This window comes from Alistipes intestinihominis, from assembly GCF_040095975.1.
Classification (GTDB): Bacteria; Bacteroidota; Bacteroidia; order Bacteroidales; family Rikenellaceae; genus Alistipes; species Alistipes senegalensis.
Genome location: NZ_JBBMFL010000022.1, coordinates 26,171 through 42,856 on the forward strand (window position 1 = coordinate 26,171; position 16,686 = coordinate 42,856).

Here is a 16,686-nt window from a genome sequence, read left to right on the forward strand (position 1 = left end):
CGTTTTTAGGTTTCCGTTTAGAAATTCAGTCCGTCTTTCCAGCCGGGATTCTGGGTGATGGCGCCCTGCGTCAGCACCCGGTCGTCGGTCGGAACGGGATAGAGATAGTCGCGTTCTTCGTCCCAGGTCCGGACATAGTCGGTATGGATGACGATGTTGCCGCGGTCGCCCTCGCTGAGAAAAATCTCCTTGTTCAGTTCGTAAACCGTCGCCGCCGAGGTCGCGGGCTTCGACCCCGACCAGATGCACACGTCGTCCACGCCGTCGCCGTTCAGATCGTAGCTTCCCGTACCGGGGAAATAGAGTCCCTTGAAGGGCTTTTCGAAACGCTTGCCCTCCTTCCAGCGCATGATGTCCCAATAGCGGAGGTTCTCCATCAGCAGTTCGACGGTGCGTTCGCGGCGTATTTCGAGGATCACCCCCTTGTTGTCGCCCGTCACGTTGGCGTAGCCCGTCTCCGCAGAAGCCAGGTAGGGATCGGGATGGGCGTTGGCCTCCGCGAGCGAGAGGTCCGCGACCCCGGCCCGCTCGCGCAGCGGATTGATCGACAGCTCAATGTCGGCCTGGGTCAGCGTTCCCAGCTCGGCTTTCGCCTCGGCATAGTTGAGAAGCACCTCGGCGGCGCGGAACAGCGGCAGGTCGTTCGTCGAAGCGTTGTACGAATCGTACTTGGCCGACTGCAAGTATTTCACCAGCTGGTAGCCGGTCATCGTCGCAGCGAGGTTCGGGGCCGATTCGGCCGTGTCGTCCACACGCTTGTAACCGGGCGTGCGGACCGTCTGGGCGAAGCGGCCGTCGCGGTTCCGGCTCTCGTCGGGCAGCTGCATCGTCTCCCAGCCGGGCTGCGAGGTGAAGGGCGTGCCGTCCTTCATCAGGTACATATTGGCAATGTTCTTCAACAGCCCCGGACGCCCCATCGTGATGCTGGTGAGATAACCGTTCACGTCGTGTTTCAGACCGATGGAGGTGTTGTACGCCCGGGCGAGGACGATTTCCGTGTCGAGCGCCTTGAGCGACGAGAAAAGATTCAGGTAAGGCGTGCTTCCGGTCGTGTAGATCCCGTAACCGCTCTCGTCGATGAAGCGTTTCGAAGCCGTCGCGCAAGCCGTAAGATAGGACTCGTAACCGTCCGATCCGTGATACTTGCGGAAAGTCCCCTCGAACAGGCAGGCCCGGCTCTTGAGCGCCAGCGCGGTCCAGCGGGTCACGCGGTAGACCGATTTTTCGGCAGGCAGGTGCAGGATGGCAAAGTCGAGGTCCTCGACCACCTTCTGCATCACCAGCTCCCGCGGATCGCGGCCCTTTTCGAAGAGCAGCGGATCGCTGGCGTCGATCGGACGGTCCACCCAGGGCACGTCGCCGTAATATTTCACCTTCTCGAAGTAGAACCAGGCCCGGAAGAAACGCGCCAGACCTTCGTATTCGAGCCGCACGCGCTCGTCCGGACAGTTGGACGAGTGTTGCAGGAAAAAGTTGATGTCGCGCAGTTTCTCCCACTTCCAGGTGCTCGCCGTAGCGGGAACGGTGCGGTTGCCCAGCACCTCGCTCGTAAGCGTGGTCTTGGCGATGATGTCGGCCGTTTCGCCGTAGATCGACCCGGCGGAGGGGAACATCGTATAGAAATCGTTGGTGTAGAGCTGGCACTCTTCCTCCGTGCGGAAGAAGCTCTCGGGAGTGAGCCGGTCCTTCGGGAAACGGTCGAGCGCATCCTCGCAACCGCAGAAGCCGCACGCCGCAACACCGGAAAAGATATAAAGAATGATTTTTTTCATAACGGCAGTCGCATTAGAAGGTTAAGTTCAGACCCACGGAGTAGGTTTTGCACCAGGGATAGACGTTCGACTTCTTGTCCGAGTCGGCGGCCGCCTGCTCGGGATCGAGGAAATCGCTCTCCAGCGCCGACCACGTGACGAGGTTCTCGCCGCTGAAATAGATGCGGCACTCCTTGATGCCGACCTTCGAAGTCAGCCGTCTGGGAATCGTGTATCCGATCGTGAGGTTTTTCAGACGGCAGTAGGCCAGATTCTGCAAGTAGCGGTCGTTGGTGTAGTAGGCCGTGCCCTGCGTCGAATTGAGCGACGTATAGGCGCGGGCGCGCGGGAAATAGGCGTCGGGATTCTCCTCGCTCCACACCCGGCTCATGAAATTCTTCGGGATGAAAGTCGCGTAGGGACGGCAGTAAGGGCCCCAGAAACGCAGGTTGTCCGCTCCGGGATACCAGTCCAGCCGGCCGATGCCCTGCACGAACACCGACACGTCGAATCCGTACCACGAGAAGTTCAGCGTCGCCCCGTACTGGTAACGCGGCGACGAGTTGCCGATCACGCGGCGGTCGCCCGGGTCCTCCAGCGTGCCTTTGCCGCCGTTGACGATGTTGTCGCCGTTCAGGTCGAGGTATTTGATGTCGCCCGCACGAACGCCCTTGCCGTAGGCTCCCGTCGCCGAATAATAGCCCGCGGCGACGGTCGAAAGGTCGATTCTCGAAGCGTATTCGGCAGCCTCCTCGTCGGTGCGGAACAGCCCATCGACCTTATAGCCCCAGATCTCGCCGTATTTCTTGCCCACATAGGGATCGCCGATCAGCCCCGAAGGGTTGTCGCACTTGGTGTACTTGGCCGTATAGTCCGAGAACGATCCCGTAATGCCGTAGCTGAAAGCGCTTCCCGCCAGTTCGAACGAGTCGCGCCAGCCGAGCACCAGTTCGTAACCCTTCGTGCGGAGGTTGTTCGAGTTGACCTGCGGTTCGTCGGCTCCGTAGATCGACGGCAGCGACTTGCCCTTGCCCAGAATGCCTTTCGTATCGCGGATGTAGAAATCGGCCGTCAGCGACAGGCGGTTGCGGAACATGTTGAGATCGAGTCCGAGATTTTTCGACACGACCTTCTCCCAGGTCTGGTTGCCCGACACGGGATCGCTCACCGTGGCATGCTGTCCGAGCGTCGTTCCGTCGAACGAATAGTCGCTCATCGAACCTTTGGTCGTGACGGTCTGGATGAAATCGTAGTAGCCGATCTGCTGGTTGCCCAGCGAACCGTAGGAAAGACGGATTTTCAGATTGTCCACCGCCTTGCGCAACGGCTCGAAGACAGGCTCCTCGCTGATGCGGTAGGCCGCAGAGAACGAGGGGAAGAAGCCGTAACGCTTGCCGCGCGGGAAGCGCGAGGTGCCGTCGTAGCGGCCGTTGACCTCGAAGAGGTACTTGCCCCTGTAATCGTAGGCCGCCCGGTAGAAGAGGCCCATGATGGCGTATTCGTTGCGGCCGCCGTTGAGCGTGAAGTTGGTGGTGCCCTTGGCCAGGTTGAAGTCCGAGAGTTCCTCCGACAGCAGGCCGTCGTTGGCCGCCGTGAGGTCGCGGTAATACTTGGCCTCGTAGTTATAACCGGCGATCAGCGTCAGGTTGTGCTTCTCGGCGAAGGTCCGGTTGTAGGTTCCGTAAACGTCGGCCACATAATAGTTCTGATCCCAGACGACCTCCTTGTATTTGTTGGGGAAGCTGCCTTCGGGTTCGGTCATCACCTCGCCCGGATACTGCGAATACTGGACATTGACGCTGCGGTAGTCGTTGTGCAGATAACCCTGCGTGTAGCTGAAATCGGCCTTGACGTTGAAATCCCGGTGCAGTTTGAACGTGGCTTCGAACGTCGTGGTGATCTCCTGGGTCTTCTTGTTGCCGAAGCTCTTGCCCTTCTGCATCATGGCGTTGTAGCCGTCCATCACGTAGTGGGTCGAAGACTGCGTCATCGAAGTATGCGACACGGCCGTTCCGTCGGGATTCACCGGCACGAACGACGCCAGCGCATGCAGCGTGGGCTTGCGGAAATTGTTGTACTCGTCCTCGTATCCGTAATACCTGTAATTCGACTGGAAGAATTTGGTGTTGCTGGCGATGGTCAGCCACGGCTTGATCTCGGCCTGCAATTTCACGCGGAAATTGTAGGACTTGAACATGTCGGGGTCGAGCCGGTTGACGCCCTTCTGCTGGTAGTAGCGTCCGCTGACCATGTAGGACAGCGACTTGGAACCGCCCTTGATGTTGATGTTGTGGTCCCACGTCGGGCGGCTGTCGTCGTAGAGATAGTTATACCAGTCGAAATTGGCCAGATAGACATACTGCTGGCGGCCGTTGCGGTTGTCGGTGACGACCCACGGACGCGCCGGGTTTTCGGTCTTGTCGTTGCGCCGCTCCCAGAGCGCCTTGTAATCGGCCTCGGTGTAGGAGGTGTAGGGCGTGTTCTGGGTCGCCATCATGAAGAAGTCGGCGATCTTGGCCGAATAGTAGCCGCGGGTTTCGTAATCGGTCGAGGTCGTAGGGCTGGACACGGAGAAATAACCGTTGTACGACACCTCGGCCTTTTCGTTATACTGCCCGCTCTTGGTCGTGATCAGAATGACGCCGAACGCGCCGCGGGCACCGTAGATCGCGGCCGAGGAGGCGTCTTTCAGCACCGTGATCGACTCGATGTCGTTCGAGTTGATACGGTCGGGATAGGTCTCCACGCCGTCGATCAGAATCAGCGGGCTGCCTCCGTTGGGCGAGGTCGTGCCGCGGATGTTGTACGACGCGCCGGCTCCGGGCTGCCCCGAGGAAAGGGTCACATTGAGGTTGGGGATCACGCCCTGCAAGGCGCGCCCCACGTTCGACACGGGACGGTCTTTCAGCTCTTTCTGCGACACCGTGGCGACGGCTCCAGTCAGGTTGGCTTTCTTCTGCACGCCGTAACCGACCACCACCACTTCGTCGATGCTCTGCTGGGCGGAAGTCAGGACCACGTCGAAAAAGGTCCGGGCGCCGACCGCCGCCTTATAGGTATCGAACCCGATGAACGACACTTCGAGCGCGGCCTTGTCCGAAAGGCTGAACGAGTCGAAAGCGAAAGCGCCGTTCGACCCGGAGGAGGTGCCCCGGACCGCGTCGCCGTCTTTGAGCAGGACGGTGGCCCCGACGACGGGATTACCGGAAGCGTCAGCGACCTTGCCCGAAATTTTGCGGGGGGGGGAAACTTGCACACCGCGGCGCGGCGTCAGGATCACTTTGTTCCGCTCGACGTTCACGAAAACGTCGGGAATACATTTCAACACGATCCGTTCGATGGGCCAGGACTCCGCATCGACGGAAACGACGCGCGTCAGGTCGATGTCGGCGTTGTTATACGCAAAGGAGTACTGCCCCTGCGCCTCGATCTGCCGCAGCAGTTCGGCGACAGTGACATTTTTCAGATGGATCGTCACGGGCGGATTGGCGGCGGAAACGCCCCCGACGGACACAAACAGAAAAATGAATAAGGACATGATTTTTACAGACAGCCGCCGCTTGTACGGGACGCTGCCATCGGATTGTCCAAAAAATTTCATAATTTTGCAACGATTTAAGATTCATCATTCGTAGTATGACTACGATAAGGTCTAATTTTAAGTCGTGGGGCGGGTGGTAGGAACATCCGTCCCAATTTTTTCAAGGTCGTCAGATCGTCATAGGCAAATGGTTTTCAGGGTTCGAGTTCAGGATTGCATCATTCCGGGGCGAGAAAAACCGTTTCGCCGCGGATGTCGTAGCGTATCGGAGCGATCCGCGAGATCAGGCGCATCGCCTCCTCCAACGATTCGTATTCGATATGGAAAGAGAGTTTCGCCGAAAGGTCGATGTCCCCTTCGGAATGGAAATGCACGCCGTACCAGCGTTCCAGATTGACCAGGATGGCCGAGAGCGATTTGTTGGTGAAGACCAGCCGGCGGGCCGTCCAACTGCAATAATCGCCGGCGGAGACCTCGGAAACCGCAATCCGGCCGGTCTGCGTATCGAACAAGACCCGTTCGTCGGGCCGCAGCAGAACCGGACTCTTCCGGTCCGGGGTCAGGACACGGACGCTGCCCGACCGAAGGACCGTTTCGGCATAGCGGGTTCCGGTCCGGTGCCGGGCGTCGAACTCCGTGCCGAGCACCTCGACCTGCATGACCTCCATATCGACGACGAACGGATGAGAGGCATCGTGCCGGACCTGGAAAAAGGCTTCGCCGTCGAGCCGGACGCGACGGGCTTCAGCATCGAATGTTTCGGGATAGCTCAGGCGGCTGTCGCCGTTGAGCCAGACCCGCGTTCCGTCGGGAAGCGTGAACTCGCCCTTGCTGCCTTGGGCCGTGACCAGGCACACCGAAGGGGTGCGTTCGTACCGCGAACGCAGGAACAGGTATTCCCCGCAGACGACGAGCGCCAGCAGGGCCGCTGCGGCCGCAAACCGCCGCAGGGATATGAACCGGCTCTTCTTTCCGGCCCGGTCCAGCATGTCGATCCGTCGGTGTATGTCAGTGAGTTTATGGCGGTAATCGCTTTCCGCAGGCCGGGCGAGCAACTCCGTCCATGCCTGAAAAAGCGCCGCATCCTTCGTTTCACGGTCTGCCGGGGCGGTCATCCACCGCCGGAAACGGCGCTGGATCTCCTCCGGCATATCGCCGTGCAGGAAATCGCGGACGAGTCTGTTGATTTTGTCGGTCTTCATCGTTTGGGGTGCTGTTCATAATATAGAACGGCGAAAGACCGGAGAACCCCCAGCGGCAAAGAACGATTTTCAGAAAAAGATCGTGATCGAGGCGAGCAGGCGCCGCAGTTGGCCGAGTGCGGCGGTCATGTGGTTTTCCACGGTCTTGACGCTGATCCGGAGCTGTTCGGCGATCTCCCGGTTCGAAAGGCCCTCGTAACGGCTCATCCGGAAGATACGCCGCCGCTGATCGGGCATCTTGTCCACGGCGATGGAGATCAGCAGCGCCAGATCGTTCGTCTCCACCTGACTGTCGAGCGTATCGTCGTGGAAATAGCGGACGGAGGACAACTGGGCCGATTCGTATTTCTCATGCACCAGCGAACGGCTGTAAATGTCGAAAATGGCGTTTTTCGTCATCGTAAAGAGATAATTGGAAAAACGGGTCATCTGTGCGATCTCCTCTTTGCGTTCCCAGACTTTCAGCATGATGGACTGCATGACATCCTCCGCCTCCGTCCGGCTCTTCAACATCCAGAACGCCATCTCCTCGACTTTCGGAGCATAGTGCAGATAGAGCGCATCGAACGCCTCCCGGTCCCCGTGCGCCAGCCGATCCAATATTTCCCGCTCCTGCTCCACTCAGAAAATGTTTTTACAAAAATACGAAATTATTTGACTTATATGCAAGCGGGAAGGATAAACTGAGAGGAGGGAAGCCGCCGAATAAATCCGGAACTCCCCTCCTCTTCGTTCATACGCCTGCGGCGTTGACGGATCGCGGCTCCCGCTACGACCCGAAGTTGTCGTAAAGAATGTTCTCAGGCGGCACGCCGAGGTTGTCGAGCATCTTCACCACCGAAGAGATCATCATCGGGGGTCCGCACATGAGGTAGATGCAATCCTCGGGGGCCTGGTGGTTCTTCAGGTAGTTTTCATACAGCACGTTGTGCACGAAGCCCGGCGTGTAAGCCACCCCAGCGGCATCCGCCTCGGGATCGGGACGGTCCAGCGCCAGGTTGAACTTGAAGTTGGGGAAGTCCTTTTCGATCTGATGGAACTCGTCAAGGTAGGGAACCTCCTTCAGGGCACGCGCGCCGTACCAGAACGACACCGGTTTGGCGGTCTTTTCGGTCTTGAACAGGTGCATCAGGTGGCTGCGCATCGGGGCCATGCCCGCGCCGCCGCCGATGAAGATCAGCTCCTGCGTATCGGGCAGGTTGTCCGGCAGGAAGAACTCGCCGTAAGGGCCCGAGATCGTGATCTTGTCACCCGGCTTGCGCGAGAAGACATACGACGAGCAGATGCCCGGGTTGACTTTCATAAAGCCGCCCGTAGCCTTGTCGAACGGCGGCGTGGCGATACGAATGTTGAGCATGATGATATTGCCCTCGGCCGGGTGGTTGGCCATCGAGTAGGCGCGGAACGTCGGCTCGGGATTGGTAGCGACGAGGTCCCACATCTTGAACTTGTCCCAGTCGGCGCGGTACTTCTCCTCCACGTCCATGTCCGAGAATTTGATGGCGTCGTACTTCGGGATGTCGATCTGGATGTAACCGCCGCTGCGGAATTTGAGGTTCTCGCCCTCGGGCAGCTTCACGACGAACTCTTTGAGGAAGGTCGAGATATTGCGGTTCGAGACCACCGTGCACTCCCACTTCTTGACGCCCAGAACGGCTTCGGGCACCTTGATTTTGAGGTTCTCCTTCACCTTCACCTGACAGCCCAGACGCCAGTGGTCCTTGGCCATCTTGCGCGTGATGAAGCCCGTCTCGGTGGGCAGGATGTCGCCGCCGCCTTCGAGCACCTGGCATTTGCACATGCCGCACGAACCGCCGCCGCCGCAGGCCGAAGGCAGGAACACCTTGTTGTTGGCCAGCGTTGCGAGCAGCGTCGAGCCGCTCTCGGTCTTGATGACCTTTTCGCCGTTGTTGATGTCGATCGTCACGTCGCCCGAGGAGGTCAGTTTCGCCTTCGCATAGAGAAGCAGTGCGACCAGCACGAGCGTGATCACCAGAAAGGCTGCGATCGCTATTAAAATCGTTGTAGTCATTTTTCAGAATCTCTTTTTAACGGTTAGAACTGAATGCCCGAGAAGATCATGAAACCGATACCCATCAGGCCGGTGATGATGAAGGCGATGCCGGGGCCTTTCAGCGCCGCGGGGATGTGCGAATAGGTCGTCTTCTCGCGGATGGCGGCCATCATCACGATCGCCAGCCACCAGCCCAGTCCCGAACCCAGTCCGTAGACGATCGTCTGCCACAACGACGTAAGCTCCGCAGCATCGACCTTCTGCTGCATGAAGAGCGAACCGCCCATGATGGCGCAGTTCACGGCAATCAGCGGCAGGAAGATGCCCAGCTGGCTGTAAAGCGTCGGCGAGAACTTCTCGACGGCCATCTCCACCAGCTGCACGAAGGCCGCGATGGTGGCGATGAAGACGATGAAGGTCAGGAAACTCAGGTCCACGCCAGCGACGAGCGCGTCGGCTTTGAGCACGTATTCATACAAAAGGTAGTTCAGCGGCACGGTCATCACCATCACGAACGTAACGGCGGCGCCGAGCCCGAGGGCCGTCTTCACGCTCTTCGATACGGCGATGTAGGAGCACATGCCGAAGAAGAAGGCGAAGACCATGTTGTCGATGAAGATCGACCGGATGAAGATATTCAATGATTCCATACGTTATCCTCCTATTTTTCCTGTAAGTCCTTGTTGCGCGAACGGTGCACCCAGATGATGCAGCCCACGATGATCAGCGCCATCGGCGGGAAGAGCATCAGTCCGCAGTTCGAATAGAAACCGCCTTCGGCCATGTACCAGCTCTCGGGAATGATGCGGAAGCCCAGCAGGCTGCCCGAGCCGAACAGTTCGCGGAAGAAGGCCACGATCACCAGAATCAGACCGTAGCCCAAACCGTTGCCGATACCGTCGAGGAACGACGCCCAGGGCTTGTTGGCCAGCGCGAAAGCCTCGACGCGGCCCATGACGATACAGTTGGTGATGATCAGTCCGACGTAGACCGACAGCTGCTTCGAGACTTCGTAAACGAATGCTTTGAGCACCTGATCGACGAGGATCACCAGCGCGGCGATGACGACGAGCTGGACGATGATGCGGATGCGCGAGGGAACGCCGTTGCGCAGCAGCGACATCACGAGGTTCGAGAATCCCGTAACGACCGTCACGGAGAGCGCCATAACGATAGCGGGTTTGAGCTGCACGGTGACGGCCAGCGCCGAGCAGATACCGAGGATCTGCACGATGACCGGATTGTTCGCCGAGAACGGACCCGTCAGGTATTTGAGGTTCTTGGCCGAAAACAAAGGCTCTTTTTCCATCTTACTCATTGTTTTCTACATTTTCTTCGTTAGACACTTCTGCCGCGGGGGCCGCTCCGGCCGCACGCTTGGCTTCCAACAGGGGCAGGTAGTTTTCCAGACTGTTGTAAAGCATCTCCGTCACGCCGTCGGAAGTCTTCGTACCGCCCGAGATGGCGTCCACCTCGTGCGCGGGGTCCTTGGCGCCGCCCTTGCGGAGCTTCACCGAGACGAACTCGTCGCCTTCGAAGATCGTCTTGCCGACGAAACGGGCCTGATACTTCGGCGTAGCGATCTCGGCGCCGAGGCCCGGAGTCTCGCCCTTGTGGGCCATGATGATACCGGCCACGGTGTTCATATCCTTCTCCAGGGCGACGTATCCCCAAACCGGACCCCAGAGGCCCATGCCCGTCACGGGAATGACCACGCGGCCGTCCTTGGCCTCGAAGATCGGGAACTTGCCCTTCTTGAAAGTGTCCGGCAGGTCGTTGAGCAGCGCGAAGACCTCTTCGCCCTCGATCCGCTTGCCCTCCTTGTCCACGACGTAGGCGTCGATATACTCGTCGTAGGACTTGTCCAGTGCCGAGAGCGACGCGAGGATGTTCTGCTTCTTCTCGTTCAGGTCGTTGGCATCCTGACGGGGTTTGAGGGCGAGGGCGGCCACGGCCAGCAATACGGCCACGACGACCACCATCACCGTCGAGTACATAATAATATAGGCATTGCCGTTCTTGTCGCTGAACAGCCCCTTTTTCTCCTGCTTCAGTTCGGTGAATTCCGAGGCGGGAACTCCGCAGACAGGGCAGTTAGCGGGCGCGGCGTCACCTTCGTGGATGTAGCCGCAGACATTGCATTTGAATTTTTTCGTTGCCATAACTTATCTCCCCTATTTTGCGAGTTTGACACGTTTCTTGCGGCGGGCGACGTTGGCCTCGACCACGTAGTAATCGACCAGCGGAGCCAGCGCGTTCATAAAGAGGATCGAAAGCATCATGCCCTCGGGATAGGCCGGGTTGACCACGCGGATCAGCACGGCCAGCGCACCGGTCATCAGACCCACGATGTACTTGCCGGTATTGGTCTGCGACGAGGTCACGGGGTCCGTGGCCATGAAGACCGCGCCGAAGGCGAAGCCGCCGACGATCAGATGCCACCAGGCGGGATATTCCGTCATGCCGAGCGCCTGGAACAGATAGCCCATCGCCAGTCCGCCGGCGAACACCGAAACCATCGTGCGCCACGAGGCGATGCCCGTGAAGAGCAGGATGGCGGCGCCGATGAGGATGGCCAGCGTCGAGGTCTCGCCGAACGATCCGGGGATGAATCCCAGGAAGGCGTCCAGCGGCGAGAAAGCCATCGTGCCGGTCGTGCCGAGCTGTTCGAGGGCCGTGGCACCGGTGATGCCGTCAACATGCGCGCCCATCATCGTCCAGTCGGAATACCACACCGTTTCGCCCGACATCGAGGGGGTGTAGGCGAAGAACGCGAAGGCACGGGCCAGCAGTGCGGGGTTGAAGACGTTCATGCCCGTACCGCCGAAGACCTCCTTGCCGAAGACCACGGCGAAAGCCGTCGAAAGCCCGACCATCCAGAGCGGGGTCGATACGGGGAAGATCATCGGGATCAGGAGGCCCGAAACGAGGAATCCCTCGTTGACCTCGTGGCCGCGCGCCTGCGCGAATCCGAACTCGATGCCCAGACCCACGATATACGAAACGCAGACCATCGGCAGCACGCGGACCAGTCCGTAGAAGAAAGCCTGGAAGCCTTCCAGCCCGACCTGAACGCCCGTGTTGTAGCAACCGAAGAGGAATGCCGGCATCAGCGCCACGACGACCATAATCATCGTGCGTTTCATGTCGTTGCAGTCGCGGATGTGCGCGCCTTTCCGGGTCGTGGTGTTGGGTACGAAGAGGAACGTTTCGAACGCGTCGAACGTCGATTCCAGAAAGCCCAGCTTCCCGCCTTTCGAGAACGTGGGCTTGATATTGTCCATGAATTTACGAAGTCCCATCTTTAAGCCTCCCTGATCATTAAGTTAATACCGTCGCGGATGATCTGCTGGATCTCGATCTTCGAGGGATCGACGAACTCGCACAGCGCGAAATCCTCCTCCGTGACCTCGTAGATGCCGAGATTCTCCATCTTGTCGATGTCGCCCGCAAGGCACGCCTTCAGGAGATACATCGGATAGATGTCCATCGGCAGATACTGCTCGTAGAGCCCCGTCACGACGAACGGACGCTCGCCGCCGTTCATGTTGGTGTCGAGGTCGTAAGCCTTTTTCGGGCAGAGCCACGAGAAATAGGCGCGCGAGACGGAGAACTTCCTGAAGCGGGGCATCGCCCAGCCCAGCAGTTCGTACTTGTCGCCCTCGGGGATGGCCGTCAGCTGGTTGGCATAGAAGCCCATGAATCCGTCCGGCGAGGTCTTGGTGCCCGTGAGCACGTTGCCCGAGATGAAACGGATGCTGTCGCCCTCCTTCTGCGGCTTCACATTGCCCTTGACCACGGAATCGACCTTCGCGCCGCCCACGATGCGGACGTACTGCGGCTTCTCGATCTCCGAGCCGGTCACGGCGATGATCTTCGTCATATCGACGCGGCCTTCGTTGAACAGGCGGCCGATGATGGCCAGATCCTGCACGTTGACCGTCCACACCACCTCGCCCTTGTTCACGGGGTCGATGTGGTGGATCTGCACGCCGACGTTGCCGACGGGATGCTTGCCGGCGAAGGTGTGCATCTCGGCACCTCGGAGCGACGGCATCTGCCCTTCGGCCTTGGCGCGCACCGAGAGGTGCACCTTGCCGGCCGTGAGTTTCCGCATCACGTCGATACCCGTCTGAAGGTTCTTCTGCTCGGCTTTCAGGACGTAGTTGTAGTCCGGGGCCAGAGGCGCCGAGTCGAACGCGGAGACGAAGACCGCTTTCGGCGTGTCGTTGGGATCGGCGATGATGCCGTAGGGCCGCTGCACGATCATCGGCCAGAGACCCGACCGGAGCAGCAGTTCGACGATCTGCTCGCGCGAAGCCGATTTCAAGTCGGGCTTTGCGAACTCCTCGTACTCCTGCGTGGCATCGGGGGTCACCGTCACGCTGAGAATCTTGCGCTTCTCACCGCGGTTGACGGCGGCCACCGTGCCGCTGACGGGCGACGTGAAGAGGATGCGCTCGTTGGCCTTGTTGAAGAACAACGGCGTACCGGCTTTCACCTTATCGCCCTCCTTAACCAGCAGCTTGGGAGTCACGCCCTCGAAATCGAGGGGCGAGAGGGCATACTCCGAAGCCAGCGGCGCTTCCGCGAGCGACTCCTGGGGTTTGCCCACCAGATTGATGTCTAAACCCTTGCGTAGTGTAATGATTTTCGACATGGTTAAAATTTTGATATGGTTATGAGTTTGGAATTAGTATTCCGCATAGCGTTGTTAGTGGGCTAACAATTAATCGCGTGCGAAAGTACAAAATTTTTTCCTGAAAACACCCATGCGCAAACCAATATTTCTTAAATATATTAAGATTTACGGGTCCCGCTTTCGGGCCCAAAACAACAGACTTTCGATTGATTGCATTTCGAAATGATTTCGGAATCCCCCGGAAGCACCCCGGCGAGATTCCGGGACGACCGGAACGTTAAAAAATTGGCCCCGAATTGGCAATGCTCCCGTTAAATTCCTAAATTTGCCGTCGCCATGCTTCCCTACGTCAACATACACACCCACCGCCCGACGGGGTCGGGAATCGAACTCCGCACGGAGGGCGTACATCCGTGGGATGCAGACATGCAGCTCGTTGCAACGCTCGGCGAGCGGCTCTCCGACGCGCAGGCCGTGGGCGAGACGGGGCTCGACTTCGTGCACGGCCCCTCGCGCGAGGTGCAGACCGAGACACTGCGCGCCCAGCTGCGGCTGGCCCGCGAGCGAGGACTCCCGGTGGTGCTCCACTGCGTGAGGGCCTTCGAACCGCTGATGCGCGAACTGGCGGCGTGCGAACCCCGGGCCGTGATCTTCCACGGATTCATCGGATCGCCCGAGCAGGCGCGGCGAGCCCTGACGAAAGGTTATTTCCTCTCGTTCGGCGAACGCGCCTTCGCATCGCCCAAAACGCTTGCGGCGCTGCGCGAAACGCCCCTTTCGCAGCTCTTTCTGGAGACCGACGACAGCCCCGTGCCGATCGAAGAGATCTACGCCCGGGCGGCCGAAGCGAGGAGCGTTCCGACGGAGGTGTTGCAACGGACTACGCTGGCTAATTACGAACGAATATTCGAAACTCGGCATGGATAACTGGCTGGAAAGAACCGAATTGCTGTTGGGCGCAGAGAAACTCGCGCTCCTGAAAAACGCCCACGTGCTCGTGATCGGGCTGGGCGGCGTGGGGGCCTACGCCGCGGAGATGATCGCCCGGGCGGGCGTGGGACGCATGACCGTGGCCGACGCCGACACGGTGAACGCGACGAACATCAACCGCCAGCTGGTGGCGCTGCACTCCACCGTCGGCCGTCCGAAATCCGAGGTGCTGGCCGAACGCCTGCGCGACATCAACCCCGAAATCGCACTCACGGTGGTCAATAAATATATCAAGGACGAGGAGACCTACACGCTGCTCGACGCTGCGCGCTACGACTACGTGGTGGACGCCATCGACACCCTCTCGCCCAAACTGGCGCTGATCGCCGCCGCATTGGAACGGGGACTGCCGCTGGTGAGCTCGATGGGCGCCGGAGCCAAGACCGACCCAACGCGACTGGAAATCGCCGACATTTCGAAAACCCACCACTGCCCGCTGGCCCACATGCTCCGCAAGCGGCTCCACAAAATCGGCATCCGCCGGGGCTTCCGGGCCGTCTTCTCGCCCGAGCCGATGCGCGAAGGGGCGATGATCCTCTGCGAGGAGCAGAACAAGAAGTCGAACGTCGGGACCATCTCCTACATCCCGGCGCTGTTCGGCATCGGATGCGCCTCGGTTGTCGTCAGGGATTTAATCGGAGAACTGGAGGGCTAAAAGCCCTCTTTCAGGGGCAGCGGACCGAATCCGCATTCGGAAACCAGGTCCGCGCTGCCAACGAAAACTTACAAAAACAAAGGATATGCAACCGAACATCGTATTTCTGGACGAATACAGCCTCGGAGGCGCCGACCTCGGGTCCATCCGTGCGCTGGGCAATTACACGGGCTACGAGACGACGGCCCGCGAAGAGGTCGTCGAACGCTGCCGCGAAGCCGACGTGGCGATCACCAACAAAGTGGTTTTCCGCCGCGAAACCCTGCGGCAGCTGCCCCGCCTGCGGCTGATCTGCGCGGCGGCGACGGGCATGAACCACATCGACCTCGACGCGGCGGCCGAACAGGGCATTGCGGTCCGGAACGCCGTGGGATATTCGACCCACGCCGTGACGGAAACCACCATCGGTGCGGCCATCGGACTGCTGCGGCAGGTAGTCTATTACGACCGTTACGTCAAGAGCGCCTACGCCGGATCGTCCCGGCAATACCACTTCGGCCGCACGACCCACCAGCTCCACGGATCGAAATGGGGCATCGTCGGACTGGGCAACATCGGCCGCAGCGTGGCCCGCGTCGCCGAAGCGCTGGGATGCGAGGTCGCCTATACCTCCACTTCGGGCGTCGTGCGCGAGGAGCCCTACCCCGCCCTGCCGCTCGACGAACTGCTCCGGCGCTCCGACGTGGTGTCGATCCACGCCCCGCTGACCGACCGCACGCGCGGACTGATCGGCGCCCGGGAACTGTCGCTGATGAAGCCCTCGGCCATCCTCGTCAACGTCGCCCGCGGCGGCATCGTGGACGAAGCGGCGCTGGCCGCGGCCCTCGACGCCGGGAAACTGGCCGGAGCGGGCCTCGACGTTTTCGCGCACGAACCCCTCGAACCGGGCAACCCGCTGCTCGCGGTCCGGGAGCCGGACCGCCTGCTGCTTTCGCCCCACAACGCCTGGTCGCCCGTCGAGGCGGTCGAAGTGCTGGTGGAGTGCATTGCACGGAATATCAAAGAGTTCTACAAAATAGACTGACATGGACGCACAACCCCTCACGGCCGACGAACGGCGCCGGCGGGTGTTCGACTTCCTCGACGCCCGCGGCATCCGCTACGAGTGGTACGAGCACCCCGAGGCCCCGACCTGCGAAATCGCCCTGCAATACTGCCGCGGCGACGGAGCCAGACACTGCAAGAACCTCTTTTTCCGCAACCACAAGGGCGACCGCCATTATCTCGTGTGCTTCGACGCCGAACAGCGGCTGGCGATCCGCGACCTCGAACAGCGGCTGCATCAAGGCAAACTGTCGTTCGCGTCGCCCGAGCGGATGGAACGCTGGCTGGGGCTGTGCCCCGGATCGGTGTCGGCATTCGGGCTGATCAACGACCCGGCGCACCACGTCCACGTCTTTTTCGACATCCGGATGCGCGACTGGCCCCGCTACGCCTTCCACCCCAACGACAACCGCGCGACGGTGCTGATCGAACACGACGAATTCATGCGCTACCTCGCCGCCGTCGGCAACTCCTACGAGTTCATCGAACTCTACTGACCCGGGCCCTCCCCGAGCCTCACGAATGCAGGCAGTCGATCGCCTTCAGCCGCTCGTAGTCTTCGCGCAGCTCGGCGATGATCCGTCGGTTGCAGCGGGCGATCTGTGCGCCCAGCGCATTCATCTCTTCGGGGCTGAATCCGTACTGCACAGCCGTTTCGGGCGTCGCTTCGAGCGGCTCGTTTCCCAATATAGCCTGACGGCAGATGCAGGCCAGCAAGTGCGGAAACTCCCCGGTGAAAATCTCCACGCTCAACTCGTCGCGGCCGACGGCCTCGAAACGGTCCTCGCCGTTGTAGAGATTGTCTGTCAGCTCCCGATCCGAGACTATTTCATCCCATTCGTCGCGG

14 protein-coding genes and 1 pseudogene are annotated in these 16,686 nt (G+C 60.0%); 4 read left to right on the forward strand and 11 right to left on the reverse strand.

Annotated features, from left to right (window positions below; genetic code table 11):
- Positions 1-17 precede the first annotated feature (17 nt).
- The 10 genes from WMO46_RS14385 to WMO46_RS14430 form a co-directional block, all read right to left on the reverse strand.
- Positions 18-1,772 carry a RagB/SusD family nutrient uptake outer membrane protein gene (locus WMO46_RS14385; protein ID WP_349094562.1) on the reverse strand — a complete coding sequence of 585 codons (1,755 nt, stop codon included), beginning with the start codon at positions 1,770-1,772 and terminating at the stop codon, positions 18-20.
- A 13-nt stretch (positions 1,773-1,785) separates the two neighbouring features.
- Complete coding sequence (locus WMO46_RS14390) at positions 1,786-5,289, reverse strand: SusC/RagA family TonB-linked outer membrane protein (RefSeq protein ID WP_349094563.1); 3,504 nt, start codon at positions 5,287-5,289, stop codon at positions 1,786-1,788.
- Positions 5,290-5,510: 221 nt separating this feature from the next.
- A complete protein-coding gene (locus WMO46_RS14395; RefSeq protein WP_349094564.1) occupies positions 5,511-6,494 on the reverse strand; it encodes a FecR family protein in 984 nt (327 codons plus the stop codon).
- Positions 6,495-6,563: 69 nt separating this feature from the next.
- On the reverse strand, positions 6,564-7,115 hold the full coding sequence (locus WMO46_RS14400) for an RNA polymerase sigma-70 factor (protein WP_026076466.1): 552 nt from the start codon (positions 7,113-7,115) through the stop codon (positions 6,564-6,566).
- 148 nt (positions 7,116-7,263) lie between these two features.
- Positions 7,264-8,526 (reverse strand): NADH:ubiquinone reductase (Na(+)-transporting) subunit F, encoded by a 1,263-nt coding sequence (nqrF, locus tag WMO46_RS14405; protein WP_026076467.1) that lies wholly within the window; start codon positions 8,524-8,526, stop codon positions 7,264-7,266.
- Between the two features lie 23 nt (positions 8,527-8,549).
- A complete protein-coding gene (gene nqrE, locus WMO46_RS14410; protein ID WP_026076468.1) occupies positions 8,550-9,158 on the reverse strand; it encodes an NADH:ubiquinone reductase (Na(+)-transporting) subunit E in 609 nt (202 codons plus the stop codon).
- Between the two features lie 11 nt (positions 9,159-9,169).
- On the reverse strand, positions 9,170-9,817 hold the full coding sequence (locus WMO46_RS14415) for an NADH:ubiquinone reductase (Na(+)-transporting) subunit D (protein ID WP_019150500.1): 648 nt from the start codon (positions 9,815-9,817) through the stop codon (positions 9,170-9,172).
- A gap of 1 nt (position 9,818) precedes the next feature.
- Positions 9,819-10,670, reverse strand: coding sequence for an NADH:ubiquinone reductase (Na(+)-transporting) subunit C (gene nqrC / locus WMO46_RS14420; protein WP_195497180.1), 852 nt, complete (start codon positions 10,668-10,670; stop codon positions 9,819-9,821).
- Between the two features lie 12 nt (positions 10,671-10,682).
- Positions 10,683-11,792, reverse strand: coding sequence for an NADH:ubiquinone reductase (Na(+)-transporting) subunit B (gene nqrB / locus WMO46_RS14425; protein WP_349094568.1), 1,110 nt, complete (start codon positions 11,790-11,792; stop codon positions 10,683-10,685).
- A gap of 20 nt (positions 11,793-11,812) precedes the next feature.
- Entirely contained in the window at positions 11,813-13,168 is a 1,356-nt protein-coding gene (locus WMO46_RS14430; protein ID WP_129652024.1) for a Na(+)-translocating NADH-quinone reductase subunit A, read from the reverse strand.
- Positions 13,169-13,486: 318 nt separating this feature from the next.
- On the opposite strand from WMO46_RS14430, the gene WMO46_RS14435 reads away from it, so the two are divergent.
- The 4 genes from WMO46_RS14435 to WMO46_RS14450 all read left to right on the forward strand — a co-directional run bounded on the left by WMO46_RS14435 (position 13,487) and on the right by WMO46_RS14450 (position 16,336).
- Complete coding sequence (locus WMO46_RS14435; protein WP_349094565.1) at positions 13,487-14,077, forward strand: TatD family hydrolase; 591 nt, start codon at positions 13,487-13,489, stop codon at positions 14,075-14,077.
- Positions 14,070-14,795: a tRNA threonylcarbamoyladenosine dehydratase gene (locus WMO46_RS14440; RefSeq protein ID WP_349094566.1), complete on the forward strand. Its 726-nt coding sequence runs from the start codon at positions 14,070-14,072 to the stop codon at positions 14,793-14,795. The genes WMO46_RS14435 and WMO46_RS14440 overlap by 8 nt, the downstream gene beginning before the upstream one ends.
- An 85-nt stretch (positions 14,796-14,880) precedes the next feature.
- A complete protein-coding gene (locus WMO46_RS14445) occupies positions 14,881-15,819 on the forward strand; it encodes an NAD(P)-dependent oxidoreductase (RefSeq protein ID WP_349094567.1) in 939 nt (312 codons plus the stop codon).
- A gap of 1 nt (position 15,820) precedes the next feature.
- Positions 15,821-16,336: a prolyl-tRNA synthetase associated domain-containing protein gene (locus WMO46_RS14450; RefSeq protein ID WP_019150507.1), complete on the forward strand. Its 516-nt coding sequence runs from the start codon at positions 15,821-15,823 to the stop codon at positions 16,334-16,336.
- A 19-nt stretch (positions 16,337-16,355) separates the two neighbouring features.
- Here the strand turns inward: WMO46_RS14450 and WMO46_RS14455 are convergent.
- Positions 16,356-16,686: pseudogene (locus WMO46_RS14455) on the reverse strand (hypothetical protein); the annotation flags it as partial.

Coding starts and splice junctions, on each gene's coding strand:
- WMO46_RS14390 (WP_349094563.1), bottom strand. CDS start 5,289: ATGTCCTTATTCATTTTTCTGTTTGTGTCCGTCGGGGGCGTTTCCGCC.
- nqrC (WP_195497180.1), bottom strand. CDS start 10,670: ATGGCAACGAAAAAATTCAAATGCAATGTCTGCGGCTACATCCACGAA.
- WMO46_RS14430 (WP_129652024.1), bottom strand. CDS start 13,168: ATGTCGAAAATCATTACACTACGCAAGGGTTTAGACATCAATCTGGTG.
- WMO46_RS14395 (WP_349094564.1), bottom strand. CDS start 6,494: ATGAAGACCGACAAAATCAACAGACTCGTCCGCGATTTCCTGCACGGC.
- WMO46_RS14440 (WP_349094566.1), top strand. CDS start 14,070: ATGGATAACTGGCTGGAAAGAACCGAATTGCTGTTGGGCGCAGAGAAA.
- WMO46_RS14435 (WP_349094565.1), top strand. CDS start 13,487: ATGCTTCCCTACGTCAACATACACACCCACCGCCCGACGGGGTCGGGA.
- WMO46_RS14445 (WP_349094567.1), top strand. CDS start 14,881: ATGCAACCGAACATCGTATTTCTGGACGAATACAGCCTCGGAGGCGCC.
- WMO46_RS14385 (WP_349094562.1), bottom strand. CDS start 1,772: ATGAAAAAAATCATTCTTTATATCTTTTCCGGTGTTGCGGCGTGCGGC.
- WMO46_RS14450 (WP_019150507.1), top strand. CDS start 15,821: ATGGACGCACAACCCCTCACGGCCGACGAACGGCGCCGGCGGGTGTTC.
- WMO46_RS14415 (WP_019150500.1), bottom strand. CDS start 9,817: ATGGAAAAAGAGCCTTTGTTTTCGGCCAAGAACCTCAAATACCTGACG.
- nqrE (WP_026076468.1), bottom strand. CDS start 9,158: ATGGAATCATTGAATATCTTCATCCGGTCGATCTTCATCGACAACATG.
- nqrF (WP_026076467.1), bottom strand. CDS start 8,526: ATGACTACAACGATTTTAATAGCGATCGCAGCCTTTCTGGTGATCACG.
- nqrB (WP_349094568.1), bottom strand. CDS start 11,792: ATGGACAATATCAAGCCCACGTTCTCGAAAGGCGGGAAGCTGGGCTTT.